Annotated in this window: 15 protein-coding genes and 1 tRNA gene; 3 read left to right on the forward strand and 13 right to left on the reverse strand. The window is 60.9% G+C overall.

Going from position 1 to position 17,436, the window contains the following annotated elements; genetic code table 11:
* The first annotated feature begins 189 nt into the window (after positions 1–189).
* The gene (locus tag NQ491_RS09910) at positions 190–759 is read left to right on the forward strand and encodes an FKBP-type peptidyl-prolyl cis-trans isomerase (protein WP_019245718.1); all 570 of its coding nucleotides are present in this window, start codon (positions 190–192) and stop codon (positions 757–759) included.
* Between the two features lie 379 nt (positions 760–1,138).
* On the opposite strand, the gene NQ491_RS09915 is transcribed toward NQ491_RS09910, so the two are convergent.
* The 5 genes from NQ491_RS09915 to mce form a co-directional block, all read right to left on the reverse strand.
* Positions 1,139–2,731, reverse strand: a complete 1,593-nt coding sequence (locus tag NQ491_RS09915; protein ID WP_019245716.1) for a beta-N-acetylhexosaminidase — start codon at positions 2,729–2,731, stop codon at positions 1,139–1,141.
* A 290-nt stretch (positions 2,732–3,021) separates the two neighbouring features.
* Positions 3,022–3,441, reverse strand: a complete 420-nt coding sequence (locus tag NQ491_RS09920) for a biotin/lipoyl-containing protein (protein WP_019245714.1) — start codon at positions 3,439–3,441, stop codon at positions 3,022–3,024.
* Positions 3,442–3,490: 49 nt separating this feature from the next.
* Positions 3,491–3,709, reverse strand: a complete 219-nt coding sequence (locus tag NQ491_RS09925) for a hypothetical protein (protein WP_019245713.1) — start codon at positions 3,707–3,709, stop codon at positions 3,491–3,493.
* A 2-nt stretch (positions 3,710–3,711) separates the two neighbouring features.
* Positions 3,712–5,274, reverse strand: a complete 1,563-nt coding sequence (locus tag NQ491_RS09930; RefSeq protein ID WP_019245712.1) for an acyl-CoA carboxylase subunit beta — start codon at positions 5,272–5,274, stop codon at positions 3,712–3,714.
* A 73-nt stretch (positions 5,275–5,347) separates the two neighbouring features.
* Positions 5,348–5,761 (reverse strand): methylmalonyl-CoA epimerase, encoded by a 414-nt coding sequence (gene mce / locus NQ491_RS09935; protein WP_019245711.1) that lies wholly within the window; start codon positions 5,759–5,761, stop codon positions 5,348–5,350.
* 271 nt (positions 5,762–6,032) lie between these two features.
* On the opposite strand from mce, the gene NQ491_RS09940 reads away from it, so the two are divergent.
* The gene (locus NQ491_RS09940; RefSeq protein ID WP_147524832.1) at positions 6,033–6,503 is read left to right on the forward strand and encodes a TlpA family protein disulfide reductase; all 471 of its coding nucleotides are present in this window, start codon (positions 6,033–6,035) and stop codon (positions 6,501–6,503) included.
* A 90-nt stretch (positions 6,504–6,593) separates the two neighbouring features.
* Positions 6,594–7,952 carry a PhoPQ-activated protein PqaA family protein gene (locus NQ491_RS09945; protein ID WP_019245709.1) on the forward strand — a complete coding sequence of 453 codons (1,359 nt, stop codon included), beginning with the start codon at positions 6,594–6,596 and terminating at the stop codon, positions 7,950–7,952.
* Between the two features lie 435 nt (positions 7,953–8,387).
* On the opposite strand, the gene clpX is transcribed toward NQ491_RS09945, so the two are convergent.
* The 8 genes from clpX to NQ491_RS09985 all read right to left on the reverse strand — a co-directional run bounded on the left by clpX (position 8,388) and on the right by NQ491_RS09985 (position 17,428).
* Positions 8,388–9,650, reverse strand: a complete 1,263-nt coding sequence (gene clpX / locus NQ491_RS09950; protein WP_019245708.1) for an ATP-dependent Clp protease ATP-binding subunit ClpX — start codon at positions 9,648–9,650, stop codon at positions 8,388–8,390.
* A 72-nt stretch (positions 9,651–9,722) separates the two neighbouring features.
* Positions 9,723–10,400 (reverse strand): ATP-dependent Clp endopeptidase proteolytic subunit ClpP, encoded by a 678-nt coding sequence (clpP, locus tag NQ491_RS09955; protein WP_019245707.1) that lies wholly within the window; start codon positions 10,398–10,400, stop codon positions 9,723–9,725.
* 108 nt (positions 10,401–10,508) lie between these two features.
* On the reverse strand, positions 10,509–11,288 hold the full coding sequence (locus tag NQ491_RS09960) for an endonuclease/exonuclease/phosphatase family protein (protein ID WP_019245706.1): 780 nt from the start codon (positions 11,286–11,288) through the stop codon (positions 10,509–10,511).
* 102 nt (positions 11,289–11,390) lie between these two features.
* Positions 11,391–13,331: a hypothetical protein gene (locus NQ491_RS09965; RefSeq protein WP_019245705.1), complete on the reverse strand. Its 1,941-nt coding sequence runs from the start codon at positions 13,329–13,331 to the stop codon at positions 11,391–11,393.
* Between the two features lie 149 nt (positions 13,332–13,480).
* On the reverse strand, positions 13,481–14,809 hold the full coding sequence (tig, locus tag NQ491_RS09970; RefSeq protein ID WP_019245704.1) for a trigger factor: 1,329 nt from the start codon (positions 14,807–14,809) through the stop codon (positions 13,481–13,483).
* A gap of 77 nt (positions 14,810–14,886) precedes the next feature.
* Positions 14,887–14,970 (reverse strand) — tRNA-Leu (locus NQ491_RS09975).
* Between the two features lie 213 nt (positions 14,971–15,183).
* Positions 15,184–15,672 carry a DUF3592 domain-containing protein gene (locus tag NQ491_RS09980; protein WP_019245703.1) on the reverse strand — a complete coding sequence of 163 codons (489 nt, stop codon included), beginning with the start codon at positions 15,670–15,672 and terminating at the stop codon, positions 15,184–15,186.
* Positions 15,673–15,694: 22 nt separating this feature from the next.
* Positions 15,695–17,428: a DUF4153 domain-containing protein gene (locus NQ491_RS09985; RefSeq protein ID WP_019245702.1), complete on the reverse strand. Its 1,734-nt coding sequence runs from the start codon at positions 17,426–17,428 to the stop codon at positions 15,695–15,697.
* Positions 17,429–17,436: the final 8 nt, after the last annotated feature.

Here is a 17,436-nt window from a genome sequence, read left to right on the forward strand (position 1 = left end):
GATTACCCGGAGCGTTTCCCCTTTGCCGGATCGGTCGGGCTGGGGTGGCAGGCATTTCGCCCGAGTCGTTTCCGGTCGCGTTTTTGCAGACGAATCGGGAAAACCGAAGGCGGATTCCGGAGGGAATTCGTATCTTTGCCGCCGGATTGTCCGGATTTAGGAATACGACACTTTATTATTTTGACAGATATGAAAATCGGAGAAAAGACTTTTGTGGCTCTGAGCTACCAGTTGAAAGTCGACGGCGAAGTCGTCGAAACGGTTACGGCCGAGAGCCCGCTGAGGTTCGTATACGGCACCGGCTTCCTGCTGCCGGCTTTTGAAAAGCAGTTGGAGGGATTGGAGCCGGGCGGCGGTTTCGCCTTTCGTCTCGAGCCGGCCGAAGCATACGGCGACGTGGTGGCGGATGCCGTAGTCGAACTGCCCAAGGAGGTGTTCATGATCGAGGGCAAGATCGAGGACGGCCTGCTCGAGGTGGGCAACCAGTTGCCGATGAGCGACAATCAGGGCAACCGGCTGGTCGGCGTCGTGAAGGCGGTCGGCGAGGACAGCGTGACGATGGACTTCAATCATCCGATGGCCGGCAAGGCGCTCGAGTTTACGGGGCAGGTCGTCGAGGTGCGCGAGGCTACGCCCGAGGATATGATGATGGGCCACCATCACGCGGGCGGCTGCGATTGCTGCGGCGACGGCTGTGGCGACGGTTGCGGCGATGGCTGCGACCACGATCACAAGGGCGGCTGCGGTTGCGGCTGTTGAGTTTGGTATGCCGGTTTCTGCCGGACGGCCCGCTTGACGTTTTCGTCAGGCGGGTTTTGTTTTGGCCGCACTGGGCGATAGGCTTGGAGCCTTTGCTACCGAAATATGTGCGACGAGCGATCGGATGGTCGAACAAAATTTCGACCGACGCTATGTGGGAGGGCTTTTATGTGACCGTTGCAGCGATGCCCGCACGGTTCCGGGAAACGGTCGCAGAGTACGCTCGTCCGTCGTGAAAATTACGGGAAGAAACTACCTTGCGGCTTGTCGGGAGCATTCTTACCCGTTTATCGGCGAAAGTGCGGCGGAAAGATACCGAAAGCAAATCGGCCCCGCCTATCGTTTGCGGGGCCGATCGTTTCTGCCTGCGGACTGAAAGTCAGTATTTCCCTATCTGAGTCTTGATATATCCCTTTTCTTTCCAGATCGCCTCGATCTTTTTCAGGCGCTTGCGGAAGTCGGGGTACGACTTTTTCTCCGGAGCGGTCCAGCCGCTTTCGGCGAAGGCGGCGATTCGGGGATAGGTCTGGTAGTAGATTCGTTCGAGCGTCGGGGTATACTCTCCCCACATCTGGCATCCGAGACCGAGGATTTTCTTTTTGTCCTTCTCGGCCAGTCCTTCGGGAATCGGGTCGAACGAATAGGCTTTTTCGAACGGGGTGACTTCGTAGGCATAGTCGACGTACGTGAAGAATCGGTTCGAGTTCACGACGTCGTAACCTTTGGCGATCGCCTTGTTTACCAGCGATACGTCGCCGTCCCAGAACTGGACGATCGTGCCCGGGGCGAGCTGCTCCGACTGGCTGGCCTGAATGCCCTCGCGCACGGTTTCGCCCGTGATCTCGTTCCAGCCGATCATCCGGCATCCTTTCGAGGCGAGGTATTTCGACATCCGGTTGATCGCCCACACCTGCAGGTCGGTGCAAGTGGGCAGACCGTTCTCTTTCATGAACGCCATGATCTCGGGCGAGTTCTTCCAGTGAACGTAGTTGGCCTCGTCGCCGCCGATATGTACAATTTTCGACGGAAACAACCCGATCACCTCGTCGAGAATGTCGTGCAGGAACGCCTCGACCTTCGGATCGGTCACGTCGTACAGGTCGCCCGTCACGGCCTTGCCTTCGCGGCGGCTCGTCGAGCCGATCCACGGATAGGCCAGAATCGAGGCGGAGGCGTGGCCCGGCACTTCGATCTCAGGTATGATCCGGATGCCCCGGTCGGCCGCATAGCGCACTACTTCGCGGATCTCGTCCTGCGTATAGTAAGTGCGTTCCGGATGCAGGCTGTCCCAGCCTTCGGGCGTAATATCCATGTGTGAGAAGTCGCGCTTCGAGCCCCGCTCGGTCAGCAGGGGATACTTCTTGATCTCGATGCGCCATCCCGGATCGTCTACCAGATGCCAGTGGAACGTGTTCAGCTTCAGGCGGGCCATTTCGTCGAGCAGGTCCTTGACGGCCGCCATGCCGTGGAAGTGCCTGCTTTCGTCCAGCATGAACGCGCGCCAAGGGAAGGCCGGGGCGTCGGTAATCACGCAGCTCGGCACGACGACGGTGCCGTTTTCCTGCCGAGCCAGCTGACGCAGGGTCTGCAAGGCGTACAAAAGGCCCTCTTTCGCGTCGGCTCTGGCGACGATCTGCTTCTTGCTGTCGGGCGACTGCACGGCCAGCCGATAGGCCTCGTCGTCGTTGTTCAGCGGCGTCTTATTGAGCCAGAATACCAAATCGGCTTTCTTTCGCTTATCGACGAAAATCGGCGAAAGCCCGGTCTCGCGGAGCGTTTGCTCGACATAATTCCGATCGAGTCCCGCTTGCGGGTCGAGCCAGACCAGCACGGGGTCTTTGTAAACGGCCTGATTCTCGAATGCGACGATTTCGGCCGGTTTGGGAACGATCTCGATTCTTGCGCTCTGGGCTGCGGCGCTGCCCGAGGCCAGCGTCAGGACGGCCAGTAGTGCGATTAACATGTTTTTCATATTCGGGTCGTATTAAATTGTTGCGTAAAATTATGGACGGCGGAGCTTTTCGCGCTCCCGCCGTTTTTCCCGCTTCCGACGGTTATCCGCCGGCTTGCCCGGGCCGGCAGACCGTTCGGATGTTCAGGCGGGGGAGAAAGTGCCGGACATACCGAAACGTACTCGACCGGGAATTCTTACGGCAGGTGCCGAAAGGGAAAAGCCGGGAATGCACGGGCATCGAGTCAAAAACGGACCGGCCGGAGCCGGTCCGTTGACATTTCCGATCGTAAGATATTCCGCCGCGGCGTCTACTCGATCGTCAGCAGCACGTCCCCTTCCAGCACGGAGTCTCCCGTCGCGACTTTGATTTCCTTGACGGTTCCCTCCCGGTCGGAGTCGATGTTGTTCTCCATTTTCATCGCTTCGAGGATCATCAGCCGCTGGCCCGTGCCGACGCGGTCGCCGACGGCGACCTGAATGTCGAGCACGACGCCCGGCAGCGGGCTTTTGACCGCGCCTCCGGCGGCCGGCTTAGCGGCGGGAGCAGGCGCCGTTGCGGTGACGGCCGGAGCGGAAGCCGACTTACCCGCGTCGGAAGCCGCTCCGGCATCGGCGATCTCTACCGAGTAGCTCTGTCCGTTCACCATGACGTCGGCCCGGCCGTTCGACAGGCCGCTTACGACGACATGATAGTCGTTCGAGTTGATTTTCAGTTTGTATTCTTTCATGTTGCGGTTATTCGTTGAGCGTTTCGATTGATTGGATACGGTCCCCGGCCTACCAGCGCCGGTTTCTTTGCGGCAGCTGCGTCATGCCGTAGCTTTTGCAGTTCCATGCCGATACGGGCCTTGAGCGATGCGATACCGTGCCGGCCGCTCTTTTCGGCGCGCTTCCCATTCCGTACAGTTGCAGCGCTACGGCTATGGCCGCTGCGATCTCGTTCTCCGCCGATGCGCTGCGCTTCGGCCCGAACAGTCTGCTGAACAGTCCTTTCATCGTTACAACGGAATGTTGTTGTGCTTTTTGGGCGGGTTGGCCAGACGCTTGTTCGCGAGCGACTCCAGCGCGCGGACGATCCGATAGCGCGTGTTGCGCGGCTCGATCACGTCGTCGATGTAGCCGAACCGGGCGGCCACGTACGGGTTGGCGAACTTATCGCGGTACTCGGCTTCCTTTTGGGCGATGAACTCGGCCTTTTGCTGCTCGTCCTCGATCGCGGCGATCTCCTTCGACAACAGTACCTCGATCGCGCCCTTGGGGCCCATCACGGCGATCTCGGCCGTCGGCCATGCGTAGTTGATGTCGCCGCGCAGATGCTTCGAGCTCATCACGCAGTAGGCGCCGCCGTAGGCTTTGCGCAGGATGACCGTGACCTTCGGAACGGTCGCTTCGCCGTAAGCGAACAACAGCTTGGCGCCGTGGACGATGATGCCGCCGTATTCCTGAGCGGTGCCCGGCAGGAAGCCCGGTACGTCGACGAACGTCACGATCGGAATATTGAACGCGTCGCAGAACCGTACGAAGCGGGCCGCTTTGCGCGAGGCGTTGATGTCGAGCACGCCGGCCAGAAACTTCGGCTGGTTCGCGATGATACCGACGCTCTGTCCGTTGAACCGGGCGAAGCCGGTCACGATGTTCGGCGCGAACTTGGGCTGGCTTTCGAGAAAGTCGCCGTTGTCGACGACGCCCCGGATTACGTCCAGCACGTTATAGGGCTTGTTCGGATTGTCCGGAATGATGTCGTTGAGCACGTCGTCCAGCCGGTCGATCGCATCGGTGCAGTCCACTGCGGGAGCGTCCTCCATGTTGTTCGACGGCAGGAAGCCGAGCAGCTTGCGCAGCGTGGCGATGCCCTCCTCCTCGTTTTCGGAGACGAAATGGGCTACGCCGCTCTTGGCCGCATGGACCGACGCGCCTCCGAGCTGCTCCTGACTCACTTCCTCTCCGGTGACGGTCTTGACGACTTTCGGTCCGGTCACGAACATGTAGCTCGTTCCCTGATTCATCAGAATGAAGTCGGTCAGGGCGGGCGAGTAGACCGCGCCTCCCGCGCACGGACCGAAAATGGCCGAAATCTGCGGGATCACGCCCGAGGCGAGGATATTGCGCTGGAAAATCTCGGTGTAGCCCGACAGACTGTTGACACCTTCCTGAATGCGCGCTCCGCCCGAGTCGTTGATGCCGATGACCGGCGCGCCGTTCTTCATCGCCATGTCCATTACCTTGCATATTTTCGCAGCGAAGGTTTCGGAAAGCGAGCCGCCGAATACCGTGAAGTCCTGCGAGAAGACGTACACCTGCCGTCCGTCGATCGTGCCGCGCCCGGTCACGACGCCGTCGCCGAAATAGGTCTCCTCGCCGAGCCCGAAGTTGTTGCAGCGATGCGTGACGAACATGTCGAATTCCTCGAACGAGCCCTTGTCGAGTAGCATCTCGATGCGTTCCCGGGCGGTCTTCTTGCCTTTCTTATGCTGAGAGTCGATGCGTCTTTGTCCGCCGCCCAGCTTGGCTTGCTCGCGGACCTCCATCAGTTCCTTGATCTTGTTTTGAATGTCGCTCATATCGAAATTTTGGTGTGATTTTAGGTTCGTTTGCCTGTCTGCGGCTCCTCGGCCGGGGTTAGCGGCAGATTTGCTATTTTTCGTTTTTGTCCTCGCAGAGCTCCGTCAGTACGCCGCCGGTCGACTTGGGGTGCAGAAAGGCGATGCTGAGTCCTTCGGCTCCGCCCCTCGGGGCCTTGTCGATCAGCTGGACGCCGGCAGCCTCGCACTCGGAGAGGCGTTCCTCGATGTTTTTCACGGCAAAGGCGACGTGGTGGACGCCTTCGCCCCGCTTTTCGATGAATTTGCCGATCGAGCCGTCCGGGGAGGTCGACTCGAGCAGTTCGATCTTGGTCTGCCCTACCTTGAAGAAAGCGGTCTTTACTTTCTGCGAGGGAACTTCCTCGATGCTGTAGCATTTGGTGCCGAGCATTTTTTCCCAGAACGGAATGGCGGTATCCAGACTCTTGACTGCGATGCCGAGATGTTCGATGTGTGAAACTTCCATGATGAGTTTTCGTTATTTTTAGGTTGGTTTCGTAATCCGATGTTCCGGGTCCGAACCCCGCTTCGGCGGGGAGCGGACCCGATTCTACAAATTTAGGATTTATTCTTTAAAATGCTAAATAATATCATCGGATTTTATCGTTCGCCGTCGCCGTGCCGTGCGTCGGGCGGGCGGCCGGATATTCCGCGCCTGCGGCGAGTAACTTTGCGCCATCGGTTTCGTTTTATGAATAAATAGTTTATATTTGTTTAACGCGAAATCGGATGAGCCTATGGGAAGGTTTTGTTTGGCGGTCGTCGTTCTGCTGTTCTCGGCGGGTTCGTGCCCGGCCCAGAGGCTGGTTGTCGGGGAGAAAGCGCCCGAGCTGAAAGTGGGGGAGTGGCTCTCGCATAAGGACGCTCTGTCCGACTCGTGTCCGACGCTCGTGGAATTTTTCTTTTCCCGTAGCGAGCCGAGCTTGCGTCGTCTGACGGTGCTCGACGGTTTTATACGCGATCATTCCGAACGGCTGAATGTGATTCTGATGGTCCGCGAGAGCCGGGAGCGGCTCGCCGCGGCGCTGGAAGGGAAAGGCTACGCCTTTACTGTGGCGCTCGACGACGGGAACCGGACGTTCGCGGCCTATGGCGTGCAATTTGTTCCTTTCGCCGTGCTGTTCGACGCCCGGGGGCGGGTCGTATGGTTCGGCAACTCGTCGAAGTTCGGCGACGCGGAATTGCAGAGAGAGCTCGGCTGGAACTGAGTCCGGACTTTCCCGTAGCGCGTCGGGCCGGCGGAGCCGGCGCGCGCTTCTGTCCCGGGTAGTGTCTTTCGGCGGCACATACTCGATATCATGCTGCGACATCTTTCGATTCTGGGGTTTTCTCTGTGGGCAGGCTTCCTCTTTTGCGCCCGCTGTTTCGGCGGCGATTCCGTCCGTGCGCCGAAAGACCTGCTCGGCGCCTATTTGCGAAACGGCGATTATGCGTACGATTGGGAACTCGAGCGGAGCGCGCGCGACAGCGGCTGCACGATTCATCGCCTGCGGCTGACCTCGCAGCGGTGGCGGGATCGCGTCTGGAAACACCGGCTTTCGGTGATCGTTCCGGACCGGGTTTCGCATCCGGGCGTACTGCTGTTCCTCTCGGGAGAGGGGGCCGGGGATAGTGCTCCCGTCCGCGATGGAGAGCCGGCCGAGTTTTGGCTGGCATCCGCCGCCAGGCTGGCTGCCGGGTGCGAGGCTGTGGTTGCGTTGCTGGGACAGGTGCCGAACCGGTCCTCGGCGGATAGTCTGAACGCCGGGGCATGGATACGCCGCACGCTGGAGCTGGCCGTCGAAGACGGGGACGACTCGTGGCCGTTGCTTTTCCCGATGACCAAGTGCGTGATCCGCGCGATGGACGCCGTGACCGAGTTCTGCGCCGAAATGCTGGGGCGCAAGGCCGGCGGTTTCGTGGTCGGCGGCGCGGCCGAGCAGGGGTGGGCCGTGTGGCTCGCCGCTTCCCGGGACGAGCGCATGTCGGCGATTTCGCCTTGGTGCGCCGATATGCTGAATGCGGGGCGCCGGGTCTCGGCTTCGTCCGCGCGGCCTTCGGTCGATTCGCCCGGAGACGGGTACGCTTCGGCCTTGCTGCACGGATTGCCCGGAACCGAGCGAGGGCAGTCGCTCGTCGTGTCGGTCGATCCTTATGCCCGCGCGGATTCGCTGCCGATGCCCAAGCTGGTCGTGTCGGGAGCTGCCGCCTCGGCTCGGGAGGTTTCGGAAACAGCCGGTTGCCTCGATTCGCTGCCCGGTATCAACAGGATTCGCTATTTGCCGGGCGCCGGTCGTGACTTGTCGCGGGACTCGGCGGCTTTCGGTGCACTCGGAACGTTTTTCTCCATGTTGCTCGAGGACGAGGAATTTCCGTCCTGCCGGTATTCGGCGCGTCGCAAAGGCGACTCGCTGAGCATCGACCTGTCGTTCGCGCCGGACCGGCTCGTCGGGGCGGAGCGGTGGTATGCCGTCTCGGATACGCTCGACTTCGGCGGTTCGGACTGGCATGCCGAGCCGCTGGCGCTGTCCGGAACCGGCCGGACGACCGTTACGGTCCCGTTCCCTTCCCTCGGGTATGCGGCTTGCTATGTCGATCTGATTTATCGGACGGCCGGCGGTCGGCCCTACCGGTTCTCGACCCGGATTTTCCTTTTCGGCGGGAAACGGGTTTTCTGATACGATGGTCTGGAACGACCGGTTTCCTTTTGTTCTCGGCGAGTTTTTTTCGCAGAGACCGTTGCCTTCGGTTTGTCGGGTTATGGCAAGTTGAGGGAACTTGTCTCTGCGGCCGGCGGTCGGGGAGTGTCCCCGAATCGTAAAGCCGGTAAGTATCCGGAACAATGTCCGGAATCGCGGGGCGCGGGTATGGCCGTTTCCGAGGAGGCGGAACCGGTTCCGGTCGGGCAGTCCCTCCTGTCTGGGCAGGGAAAAGGGCGAGAGCCGGTACGGGTTTGTTAGGACGTCGAAGAGAATGTCGGGAAATGCCGCCGGTCGGGAGAGGCTCTTCACGGCGCTCGCCGAATCGGCCCGGCCGAGCGGGCGGGGAATGGAACGGACCGTACATGTCTCGAGACATGTACGGTCCGTATGCCGATGACTGCCGGCGTCGGGTCAGCTTACGGCCTTGAGCCGGCGGAACTTCTCGTTGTCGATCTTGCTTCGGGCGTAGTCGAGCGTGACGGTGAAGCTCTTTTTCGAGTTCTTGCGGCTCGGCAGCTCGAACATGCTGTCCATCATCACCGCCTCGCAGATCGAGCGCAGGCCGCGCGCGCCGAGACGGTATTCGACCGCCTTGTCGACGATGTAGTCGAGCGCGTCGTCGTCGAACGACAGCGCGATGCCGTCCATTTCGAACAGCTTGACGTACTGGCGGACGATGGCGTTTTTCGGCTCGGTGAGAATCGAGCGCAGGGCCGCGCGGTCGAGCGGTTCGAGGTAGGTGAGCACCGGGATTCGGCCGATCAGCTCGGGAATCAGCCCGAACGACTTCAGGTCCTGCGGCAGCACGTACTGCATGATGTCGTCCGTGTCGACGCGCTCCTTGCGCAGTTGGCCGTAGCCGACGGCCTGCGTGTTGAGCCGCCGGGCGATCTTTTTCTCGATGCCGTCGAAAGCGCCTCCGCAGACGAACAGGATGTTCGTCGTGTCGACCTGGATGAATTTCTGGTCGGGGTGCTTGCGTCCGCCTTGGGGCGGCACGTTGACCACCGTTCCCTCGAGAATCTTGAGCAGGGCCTGCTGTACGCCCTCGCCCGAGACGTCGCGCGTGATCGACGGGTTGTCGCCCTTGCGGGCGATCTTGTCGATCTCGTCGATAAAGACGATTCCCCGTTCGGCCAAGGCTACGTCGTAGTCGGCCGCCTGAAGCAGCCGCGAGAGGATGCTCTCGACGTCTTCGCCCACGTAGCCCGCTTCGGTCAGTACGGTCGCGTCGACGATCGTGAACGGGACTTTCAGCAGCTTGGCGATCGTCCGGGCCATCAGCGTCTTGCCCGTACCGGTCGGACCGACCATCAGGATGTTCGACTTGTCGATCTCGATCTGCTTTTCGCCGCTCTGCTCGTGCATCAGCCTCTTGTAGTGGTTGTATACGGCGACGGCCATGTGGCGCTTGGCCTCGTCCTGTCCGATAACGTACTGGTCCAGAAAGGCCTTGATGTCCGCCGGTTTCATCAGTTCCTCGAGCCGGATCGGCTTGGCTTTTTTGCTGTCGAGCGCGGCCTTGCTCTGCTCGAGCAGCGAGTGTCCGCGCTCGATGCACTGGTCGCAGATGCAGGCACCGTCGCTGCCGGCGAACAGAACGCCGACCTCGCTGCGGGGCGACCCGCAGAACGAGCAGCAATCGGTTTCTTTCGTAGTAGTCTTTTTCCCCATAGGATTCGTTATGCGGGGCGTTTCCGGGCCGGGCCCGAAAGGTCCCCTTTGTTTTCAAAAACGGATGTTCGGTCACTTCTTCTTGCGCCCGGCGAGCACCTCGTCGATCAGGCCGTACTCCTTGGCCTCGGGAGCCGTCATCCAGTAGTCTCGGTCGGCGTCCTTCTCGATCTTCGACAGCTTGACGCCCGAGTGGGCCGACAGAATTTCGTACAATTCCTTCTTGGTGCGCAGGATCTGCCGCGCCGTGATTTCGATGTCCGACGCCTGTCCCTCGACGCCGCCCAGCGGCTGATGGATCATCACGCGCGAGTGGGGCAGGGCCGAGCGCTTGCCCGCCGTTCCGGCTGTGAGCAGGACGGCTCCCATGCTGGCCGCCAAACCCGTGCAGATCGTCGCCACGTCGGACGAAATCAACTGCATCGTGTCGTAGATGCCCAGTCCGGCCGATACGGAGCCGCCCGGGGAGTTGATGTAGATCTGGATGTCCTTCTCGGGCTCGGTCGACTCGAGGAACAGCAGCTGCGCTTGGATGATATTCGCCGCGTCGTCGTAGATCGGTACGCCCAGAAAGATGATGCGGTCCATCATCAGCCGCGAGAAGACGTCCATCGTCGCGACGTTCATCTGCCGCTCCTCGATGATCGTCGGCGAAATGTATTCCTGCGTGATCGTGTTGAACCGGTGCAGCTTCAGGCTGCTGATCCCGGCGTGGCCGGCGGCGTATTTCTCGAATTCGCTTTTACCCATAGTTATTCCGTTTTTACTGTTTCGACTCTGTTGACGTTCAAATGCCTGTGACGGCAAGTTTCTAAAGCAAACCCCGAACCAAAAAGCGTCCCGGGAGATTTTCCCCGTTCAGCGTACCGGCGTAACGACCGAAACGACCGCCCGATGGTCGGAAAATTCCGAAGGAACGACCCGAGTCGATTCCAGTCTCCATTTTCCGGCCGGGAAACCGAACAGGTAGTCGAGCCGGATTTCGGGCCCGTCGGCCGGGAAGGTGGGCTGCCGGTCGCACAGCATCTTTCCCGTTCGGGTCATCGTCTCGATTTCCGGAGCGTTCGGTCCGGCGTTGAAATCTCCGCCGAGGAGCGCGGGGAAGCGCAGACTTCCGATTTCCCGGGCGATGAACTCGGCTTGCATCCGACGGCTCTGCGCGCTCAGCGACAGATGGGTCGAGGCGAAAACGATCGTGTCTCCGCCTGCCTCGATCGTGGCGAGCAGCAGCGCCCGGGGTTCCTCGGTCGCGGATGCCTGCGGCAGCATCAGCTTTTGCACGCTGATGTACGGTCCGGCGGTCAGTATGCCGATTCCGTACCACCCTCCGGCATGGGGTATGGTTTTCCCGTAGAGCGGGAACATGCCGGTCCGCAGGCCCAACTCCGTCACGAAGTCTTTGTCGTGCTGGCGCTCGACGCCCGGCCGCCGGGTGCGGCAGTCGATCTCCTGAAGAGCGACCAGATCGGGCCGCTGCGCGCGGATCGCTTCGGCGAGCTCCTCCAGCGAAGCTTTCTCGCCGAAGCGAAGATTGTAAGTCATGATCTTCAGGCTCAGCGAGTCCCCGCCGTGAAGCGTCGCCACGGAACATGCCGCCGTCAGTACGACGCAAAGCAGAATCTCTCGAAGGTATTTCATCGTCCGGATGTTGAGTCGGCAGAAACCGTCTGCAAAGATAGCCTAATTCGCCGGAAAATCTGTTCGGTTTCTCGATAATTCGCTTCGGCCGGGGCCGCGATGCTATTCGACGGCCAGCCAGCCGACATTCCAGCCTTCCAGAGCGGGAATCCGGACGACCGCATCCGTGCCTTCGTACCGGGGACGCAGGATTTCGTCCGGTTGTCCCGCTTTTTTCCAGACGAAAGTGCGTTTCGCCTCCGGCGGACATCCGCGCAGGCGGAGCCGGATCGAATCCTGTTTCGAGATACTGCAGTTGAGCAGCATGACGGAACGCAGGTTCTGCGCCGAGTCGATCCGGGGCACGACGGCGGCCTGAGCCATCGTCTCCATGATCGCCGGAAGCTTCCCGTCCGAAAGCCAGTCGGCGATGCGCAGCAGATTCAGTCTTCCGGCATTGTTGACGTCGGCGCTGAACGAAGGAACGACTGCCGTCCTGCCTCCGTTCCCGGAGATCATGCACTCGACTCCGGCGAGTCCGTCGGGAACCGGAACGTCCGTAAGCAGCGTATCGAGTCTGCGCTGCCGTGCCTGTTCCCATGCCGCCCGGTTGAGCAGGATGCCCCGGGTGCCGAAAAGCCGGGCGGCCTCGTCTCGGGCCAGTCCCTGCACGGCCGAAGCGTCCATGATGAGTGCCGACGAATGGTTCCCGTCGGGGCAGAAGGGCAGGCCGAGTGTCGCCATATCGTAGATCATATCGCCGGATCCCGCAACGCTCCATGCGAAAGAGGGTTCGCCCGCCTCCGTATCGCGCAACGCATGGTCGGGACCGATATAAGGATCGATTCCGCCCGGTTCCGTCCCTCGGTTGAAGGCGACGTATTGCTCGTAGAACGGGCGCCAGGCGCTCAGCGACTTGAAATAGTTGTCCGCATACCACTGCATCGGCTCCGAAGCGGCGCAGATGATCGCGTACGAGAGCTGAGTCGCTCCCATGGCCAGGTAGAACATAGACTCCACGCACAGGCCGTGAGGAGATTTGCCGGTCGCGCGGTGTCTGTATCCTTCCACCTCGGCGGCTATTTCGCGCACGGACGGCTTCAGACGGCGGATCTGGCGGGCCATGTCGTATCCCTTGAGCAGCATGCCTCTGGGGGCGTGGTCGTCGTAGAATCCGTTTCCCGGCCGGGAAGCCGGGGCCAGTCCGGTCTCTTCCTCCAGCGCGTCGAGCGTCGGGTTCCAGTCCCGTCCTTCCATGAGTTCGCGGTGAAAATTGGCATGCTGCAAGCCCATCCGGGTGCCGGGCGAAACCTCGTGGACGGCTCGCGCGACAGTCCGGGCTACCTCGGCGAGGCTCTGCTGGCAGAACGATATCCATTGCCGCCGCAGCCGGCCTTCCCCTTCGTTCCTGTCCAGCGCCTCGACCAGCGTTTCCCGGGTCCAGTGCTCCCCGTGCTGCCGGTTGAACAGGTTGAGGCAGGTATCGCAGAAACAGAGCTGCCGCGCCGGAGCGTGATACGTGACGCGCAAGTCGTCGTCCAGCCATATGCAGGACGGCCGGCATAGCCCGGCGTACAGGGCATAGATTTCTCTGAGGTAGTCGTGGAAAGCCTGCTGGCGGGGACAGCTCGAAGTGACGGTCCGGACATTCCGCGCGTCGACGATATTGCCCCATGTGAGCTCCGGGTGGGGCCGCGCTGCTCCCGATTCGAAATCGTCCCCGTGACCGAGCGTTATTCCCTGTATCGACACGCCGATGCCCGCATTCCGCAGCCGTTCGGCCGCTACGGCCATGGCCCGCGCGGATTCTTTGTGCGCTTCTTTCGAGAAAGTCTCGAATTCCATGCAGAGCCAGACTTCGTCGCAAAAGTCCGGATACTTCTTCAGCGCCTGAAGCAGCTCTTCTCTGAGCGCGCTGTCCTTGTGATGATCGGGCCACAGCCGCACGATCATCTTGAACTCGGGATAGTCCGGGCTGGCCTTCTCCGTCCGGGACCCGCACGCCGTCGACAGTAAGAGGCCCAGCAGGCAGCACGTTCGGGTAAAGAGTCTCCCTGATTTCATGTCGTCGTGGTTTTACGGTTCGTTCCGTCACGAAGTTAGCAAAATAATCCGAATCCTGCCCCGCCGGACGAATTCCATGGCGGATCAATGAAAAAGAGGAGCTTCACGTGAAGCTCCTCTTTTTTTGCGGTTAACGAATGCTCCGGCGCTTACTGCGCTTCCTGAGCCAGCTTTCCGAAGTCGTCGGCGGAAATTTCCTTCTCGACGACGGTGATCTGCGGAGTCACCGCGTCGATGACCTTGCGCTCGAACAGCCTGTCGTAGATTTTGCGGTTTTCCTCCTTGTTGCCCAGAATGCTCTGCGCGTAGTTTTCGAGCGTTTCGTCGTTCACCTGGTTCATGCCGTAATAGGCGAACTGCTGGGCGGCCATCGCTTTGGCCTCGTTCTTGGCTTCCTCGGGAGTCACCTCGAGCTTCATTTCCGACACGAAATGTTTCTGGATCAGGTTCCAGCGCATCATGTCGACGAACTGAGCGAAATCCTTCTCGATCTGTTCCATCGTGAACTTGCCCTCGTTGATCGTGTAGAGCCAGTTCTTCAGGAAAGCCTCCGGCATCACGAGCGCGGCCTTCTTGAGCAGGAACTTGCGCACGTCGATCGAGAAGAGGAATCCGCTCTCGCGCGCGAGGTCGCCCTCGATCTGGCGCGTGACATACTGCTCGAACTCCTCGGCCGTCTTTACGCCGCCGTCCGGGAAAGCCGTCTTGAAAAACTCCTCGTTCAGTTCGGGTTCGGCGAACTTGCGGATCTTCGTGATCGTGAGACGGTAGTTCGGGTCCATACCTTCGAGCTCGGCTTCCTTCACGCCCAGCACGGATGCGCGCTGCGACGGGGTCTTATAGAGCTTCGCGATATCCACATCCATCGTGTCGCCGACCTTCTTGCCGACGAACGGCGCGCGGTCCTCGTCGCTCATGCCGATCAGGCCCACGTAGGCCTCCTCGATCTTCGTGTCGCCCTGTTCGAGCGTCACGTCGAGGGCCTCCTCCTTCTCGACCTTCTCGACATCGACCAGCCTGCCGAACCGGCGCAGGAAGTTGCTGCGGTAGCCTTCGCGCATCTTCTCCTCGACCCGGATCGTGTATTTGGTCACTTTGTCCTTCTTGCTCAGACTGATCTGTACCTCCGGCGCAATGCCTACTTCGAATACGAATTCGTACTCGGTATCGTTGTCGAAGTCCAGCGGCTGCTGTTTCTGGCTCGGAATCATGTCGCCGACCGTCGTGAGCTTTTCCGTCTCGATGTAGTCGAAGCAGGCCTTCGATGCGGTACGGTATGCCTCTTCGGCCACGACTCCCTTGCGGTACATCTTGTTGATGATGCCCATCGGGACCATGCCGGGACGGAAGCCCGGGATATTGGCTTTGCGGCGGTACGTGCGCAGGGACTTGTCCACGGCTTCGTTGTAGTCTGCCTCACCGACGGTCACCTTGAGCAGGGTGGTAAGGTCTTCCAGGTTTTCTCTGACGATATTCATTTAACAGGGTCTTTTAAAGTTTTCTGAACCAAAAACCGGAATGCCTCCGGAGATTTCCCGCCGGAGGCTTCGGGCCGTGCGGATAAAGGGACTCGAACCCCCACGCCGGTTAAGGCACCAGATCCTAAGTCTGGCGCGGCTACCAATTACGCCATATCCGCGAAAAAAGCTGTGCAAAGATAGCTGTTTTTTTATCAGGCTGCAAATCTTGCCGTGAAATTCAGGCGTTGAGCTGAAGGGTCTCCGAAGCCGCTCTCGCACGGTACGGCCGGCGTTCTGTCGCGCATTCGCGGACCGTGCGGGGACCCGGTTTCTGGAGCGTCCCCGATTCCTTCTTCCCGGCGGAGGCTCGTGCGGCCGGAGCGGGCTGCCTGCTACCGGACGGGCTGGCCTTTCGTCGGCAGATCCTGCGGCAGGCGCTTCCTCGCGGTGTCTTCTGGATGTCCGAGACGGACCTCACGGCGGCGCTTCGGCCGGGCAAGCCGACGGATCGTACCGTCCGGATTGCGGACGAATCGGTGCGTCTGCGGGTCGTCCGGCGCATAGACGATCTGCACGCGGTCGCCGCGCTGGAGCGCTCCGCTGCCGGACAGGCCGGACACATCGTTCCGATAAGTCTTGCCGTCGACCGTAAACTCGTACTCGATGCGCGTGATCTGCCTTTGGGTCGGCGCCCGCCGCCGGTTGTGGAAAGTTCTTTCTTCGGTATGCCGCCCGATGACGACGGCCGAGGTCGTGACGCCTTCGCTGTCGAGTTTCCGGGCGATCTGCGCATTCCGGTAGCAGAGGTATCCGATGAGCAGTCCGAAACCGGCGACTGCGGCGGCTGCGATCCGGAGGGCTTTTTTCGTTGAGCGTTTCATCGTGAGAGAATGGGTTTCGGCGTTACCGGATCAGGTAATAGTCCATGTCCAGATCGAGTATCCGGAGCCCGCCGTCGCCCTGCCGCTCCAGAACGATCCGGCTGAAGATCAGTCGGACCGAATCCCTCCGGTACTCGAGCAGCCGGTCCGCCCCGTTTCTCAGAGAGTCGACCGAAATCGTTCCGTGCGGGCTGTACGGCATGTCTTCCAATTGTCCGGCGAGCATATCGCGGAGGCTCAGCCGGAACAGAACGCGGTCGCCTTGCTCGACATACAGCGTGTCGTCGTCCGTGCGATAGAACGTATGCCGGTTGTCGCCGTAACTTTGCAAAGGGTACAGCTTGGAATATCCGGACAGATCGACGGCTTCCGCGCCGCGCTCGAGAGTGACGTCCCCGTCGACCGCGATCGTATCGACCTCCCCTTCCCAGCCGTACTCCACATATTCCCGGAACCGTTCGGGCACGACCTCGTCGAGCAGAGCGCGTTCGGTGCCGATTCCGTACCGGGCGCGCAAATACTCTTCGCCTCGCTCGTCCCGCAGATATTCGAGCGATTCGTACAGGTTGCGGAGGTCTTTTTTCTGCGTACTGTCGGCATGGGTGAGCCTGGCGAGGGTCAGGCGGCCCGTCGGGTCGGCGAGCTCCAGCCTGTCGATCAGTCTGTCGGCCCGGACCGACTGCGAGCGGACGCCGATGTCGGCGGCCGTCATGCCGGGAACGTAGGTGAACAGGGCGAGCAGGGCGGCTCCCGTAACCGTGGCGTACAGGTAGCGTGCCGTGCGTCGGTCGAACTGCATCAGCACGGTCAGCGTCATCACGGTTCCGCAGACGACCAGATAGGCCCGCGCCTCGGTGAAGCCGTACTGGTGCACGCGATACAGCACGCCGATCCAGAACATCGCGAGCGCCGGCAGGGCGATCGGTCCGAAGCGCCGATAGTACCAGTCGTAGCGGCGGCGCTGCAACAGCGTCTGGCTCGCCTGCACGACGAGCGCCGTGATCGTGTAGCCGAATACGAGATAGGCTATTCCCCCTTTGGGCAGCGACCAGCCGATCGCGATCTTCGCGAAATAGAGATACAGTATGGCCGTGTAGATCAGCAGGGCGGGAGTGAGAATATAGTTCGACAGCACGTCCAGAAAAGGGCCGGAGGCGAAGCCGTTGCCCTGATCGCGCTCGCTGTCCCGGTCGAGGATCAGGAACAGAACGGGCCAGACGACGAGCAGCGACGCCATAGCCGCGTATTCGGTGAATCCCCGCGAGCAGTCGTCCAGTATGTTGAAGATGTACACGATCGAGAAGAAAATGGCGCAGGAGGCCAGAAAGGCCGCCAGCGCGATCAGCCCGCTCGCGATCGCGTCGGACAGGTAGCGCAGGACCCGTTCGACGAAGCGCGCGTTGTCGCGCTGCCAGCCGCCGGCAAAGACCGTTAACGCGCTGACGATCAGCGTGACCGGATAGGCGACCGAGTGGACCCAGCCGCCGACGTCGGCCCACAGGAACGGGACGGCGGCCAGCGGCGAAAGACGGTAGGCGATCCGGCTGCGCGGGCTGCGGCACCACCGGTTCGTCAGCAGCGAGAGCGCGAAAAAGATCGGCATCAGCGGCAGGTAATCGGCCATGCCGCTCAGCACATGTTCCCGGTTCAAAGAATAAATCGCGAAAAAGTACAGCGCCAGCAGCATTTCGGCCGGAGCTTCCCGGGCGGTCAGGGTCAGCCGCCGGGTCCAGAGTCTGATATTCGGTTTTCTCATTTCGGTCG

Origin of the sequence: Alistipes ihumii AP11, assembly GCF_025144665.1 — a bacterium.
In the GTDB taxonomy this organism is placed as follows: Bacteria; Bacteroidota; Bacteroidia; order Bacteroidales; family Rikenellaceae; genus Alistipes_A; species Alistipes_A ihumii.

Bases quoted from the DNA above. Each gene is read 5' to 3' on its own strand.
- NQ491_RS09910 (WP_019245718.1), top strand. From the start codon at position 190: ATGAAAATCGGAGAAAAGACTTTTGTGGCTCTGAGCTACCAGTTGAAA.
- NQ491_RS09915 (WP_019245716.1), bottom strand. From the start codon at position 2,731: ATGAAAAACATGTTAATCGCACTACTGGCCGTCCTGACGCTGGCCTCG.
- NQ491_RS09920 (WP_019245714.1), bottom strand. From the start codon at position 3,441: ATGAAAGAATACAAACTGAAAATCAACTCGAACGACTATCATGTCGTC.
- NQ491_RS09925 (WP_019245713.1), bottom strand. From the start codon at position 3,709: ATGAAAGGACTGTTCAGCAGACTGTTCGGGCCGAAGCGCAGCGCATCG.
- NQ491_RS09930 (WP_019245712.1), bottom strand. From the start codon at position 5,274: ATGAGCGACATTCAAAACAAGATCAAGGAACTGATGGAGGTCCGCGAG.
- mce (WP_019245711.1), bottom strand. From the start codon at position 5,761: ATGGAAGTTTCACACATCGAACATCTCGGCATCGCAGTCAAGAGTCTG.
- NQ491_RS09940 (WP_147524832.1), top strand. From the start codon at position 6,033: ATGGGAAGGTTTTGTTTGGCGGTCGTCGTTCTGCTGTTCTCGGCGGGT.
- NQ491_RS09945 (WP_019245709.1), top strand. From the start codon at position 6,594: ATGCTGCGACATCTTTCGATTCTGGGGTTTTCTCTGTGGGCAGGCTTC.
- clpX (WP_019245708.1), bottom strand. From the start codon at position 9,650: ATGGGGAAAAAGACTACTACGAAAGAAACCGATTGCTGCTCGTTCTGC.
- clpP (WP_019245707.1), bottom strand. From the start codon at position 10,400: ATGGGTAAAAGCGAATTCGAGAAATACGCCGCCGGCCACGCCGGGATC.
- NQ491_RS09960 (WP_019245706.1), bottom strand. From the start codon at position 11,288: ATGAAATACCTTCGAGAGATTCTGCTTTGCGTCGTACTGACGGCGGCA.
- NQ491_RS09965 (WP_019245705.1), bottom strand. From the start codon at position 13,331: ATGAAATCAGGGAGACTCTTTACCCGAACGTGCTGCCTGCTGGGCCTC.
- tig (WP_019245704.1), bottom strand. From the start codon at position 14,809: ATGAATATCGTCAGAGAAAACCTGGAAGACCTTACCACCCTGCTCAAG.
- NQ491_RS09980 (WP_019245703.1), bottom strand. From the start codon at position 15,672: ATGAAACGCTCAACGAAAAAAGCCCTCCGGATCGCAGCCGCCGCAGTC.
- NQ491_RS09985 (WP_019245702.1), bottom strand. From the start codon at position 17,428: ATGAGAAAACCGAATATCAGACTCTGGACCCGGCGGCTGACCCTGACC.